The sequence below is a fragment of the Ruminococcus sp. genome (genome assembly GCF_024691275.1).
Classification (GTDB): domain Bacteria; phylum Bacillota; class Clostridia; order Oscillospirales; family Ruminococcaceae; genus Ruminococcus.
The window spans coordinates 1-2170 of the sequence record NZ_JAILNU010000013.1 but is presented as its reverse complement, the minus strand read 5'-3'; the positions used below and the strand labels follow the sequence as shown (position 1 = coordinate 2170).

The 2170-nt window shown below is 48.5% G+C and carries 3 protein-coding genes; all 3 read right to left on the bottom strand.

The features are described 5' to 3' along the window. Nucleotides 1–975 (bottom strand): ABC transporter ATP-binding protein (locus K6G33_RS01720; protein ID WP_296775559.1); only part of this gene is annotated, 975 nt, incomplete at its 3' end. Then, nucleotides 951–1382, bottom strand: a complete 432-nt coding sequence (locus K6G33_RS01715) for a S24/S26 family peptidase (protein WP_296775557.1) — start codon at nt 1380–1382, stop codon at nt 951–953. The genes K6G33_RS01715 and K6G33_RS01720, both read right to left, overlap by 25 nt. Further along, the gene (locus tag K6G33_RS01710) at nt 1379–2107 is read right to left on the bottom strand and encodes a hypothetical protein (RefSeq protein WP_296775554.1); all 729 of its coding nucleotides are present in this window, start codon (nt 2105–2107) and stop codon (nt 1379–1381) included. The genes K6G33_RS01715 and K6G33_RS01710 overlap by 4 nt, the downstream gene beginning before the upstream one ends. Nucleotides 2108–2170 lie beyond the last annotated feature (63 nt).

The following is a 2170-nucleotide window of genomic DNA, read 5'->3' as shown; positions in this document are numbered from 1 at the left end:
GGAGAAGTTTTCTATCTCCATAAGACGCTCCGCACTTGCCGTCATAGCATAGAACTTCGGCAGATAGCCCGTAATATTAGCAAACGGGGCTTGTATCTGTGAGATAAGCTGTGTGATAGCGGTCAGTGTTCCGTAGCTGATCGTACCGAGCAAAATGCCGTAACCGCAGTAGCACACCCCAAAGAGATACATTCCGTTCATCGCAAGCCCGAAACCGATATTGCAGAAGTTAGAGAAATGATTTTTACGCATTCTTGCGGTTTTATGGGCTTTCATTCGCTCGCTTGCTTCATTTTCCGTCTGTTGTTCTGTTGCGAAAGAGCGAATCATCATCATACTGCCGATATGCTCTTGCAGGAAGATACGCAGCTTGCCGTCACGCTCCTGCATCTGTTTGTGCAGACGTTTCAGCACCTTACGGAAAGCGTAGGTAAATACAATAAGCAGCACTCCGCAGGGCAGCAGGACGCAGGCAAACCGCCAGTCCAGCACGATCATCATAATGACCGCACTAATGAGCTTGACAACCATTCCGACCAGTCCGGGGAGAATTTCAACATAGCTGTCAGCGACAACTACTGTGTCATTGGTGAGCCTGTTCAGCCATTCGCCCGAATGGACGGCACTCACGCTTGCAAAATCTTTTCGGAGGATATTCCGCATCAGCCGAGCCTTGAAGATATTTTCAAAAGTGGACTTTGACAGCTCATTCAGCCAGCGAATGACCGCCCTCATACCGATCTGAACGACCACAAGCAGAACGGTCAGAACCACAAAATGCCAAAATCCTGCCTTATCGTGTGCCGTGGCGTTGTCCACGATATTCCGCAGAAGCAGAGCATACAGCACACCGCTTGCGCCGTGGAGCGCCTGCACCAGCATCAGAGCGAGGATATACAGCTTTTTCTTTTCGGGTACGGCATAAAGCCATTTTATCGCATTATTTTTCATCATTTCAGTTTTCTTTTCAGCCATTTCGGGAAGTGCGTTGCTTTGAGGATAAATGCTCGTATCGGGAATAAATCGCACCACAGGTGAACATACAGCCGATACCGCAGGTCGGTTATGGGAATTTCCTTGTCGTCACGCACCACCGCCGTCAGTACACCGATAATGTGTCGGTCGGTAATGCCGTATTCTTTGTTGTAGCGGTTATCTCCGCATATCACATAATCATCGGGGCGGACTTTCAGTACCCTATGAAGCACATACTGACCGCTGTCACGCTTATACAGCGGAACATCGTACTTTTTCAGCCTACCTTCGTACTTTTCGATGATTAAAATATCCCTGTCCTGCCGAATCAGCGGGCGCATACTGTCACCGACATTGGTATAGACGAGCCGCCCATCACGCTCGATCACATCTTCAAATCTCGTCATTGCATACCCTCAAAGGCGATTTTTGCCGCTGAAATATCCATATTACAGCCGAGCCGATAGAGCTTCGCGCTGTCTGCAAGCCTGTCCACTAATTCCAGCGTTTTCGCCATTTTCAGCATATCCGCTGGACGGTAGACCTGTTGCAGTAACATTGTATATGCCTGTTCTCTTGTGATAGGCTCGATGTGATTGTCGGCAGCTCTCGTCAGAATACAGATAGCTTTCAGCGGAACGGAGGTGTTTGTGCCGAGCCTGTGCTTGCCGTTGTAGGGAGTGCCGTAAGCCGTGACTGTATCAGAGATATGCAAAAGCGGTTTATCATCATTCACCATGACAGCACGTTCTCCGAAATATTCTCGCCAAAGCCTTGTATGCGTGGACTTGCCTGTGCCTGACTTAGCCGTGAAAAGATAGCCCACACCGTCCACCGCCACAACAGAGCCGTGAAAGAGTAACGTGTCATAGTCTATCATTTTCTCAGCTATCTTGCGGTAAACTGCCAATTCTTCAAGGTAGCTGTCTGAGAAGTTCCGAACAGGGATACCCTCAATCTCGTCCTCACGGGCAGACTTCTCACGCTCATAGTCAATATCCGCTTGCGTGGTAGTCACAGAATAATCGGCAGAAGTGTCCGTCAGATATTCAGAGCAGTATTCGTGTACCTCGTCATATATCGAATTGACCTCAACCACCTTATCCGCTATCTTATACTTTCTTGTTATCATATTTCCTTAACGCTCTCATTTCTGCCTGTAACTTCTTGCGATTTGTGGCAATGCCCTTGCACC

Bases quoted from the DNA above. Each gene is read 5' to 3' on its own strand.
- K6G33_RS01715 (WP_296775557.1), bottom strand. From the start codon at position 1,382: ATGACGAGATTTGAAGATGTGATCGAGCGTGATGGGCGGCTCGTCTAT.
- K6G33_RS01710 (WP_296775554.1), bottom strand. From the start codon at position 2,107: ATGATAACAAGAAAGTATAAGATAGCGGATAAGGTGGTTGAGGTCAAT.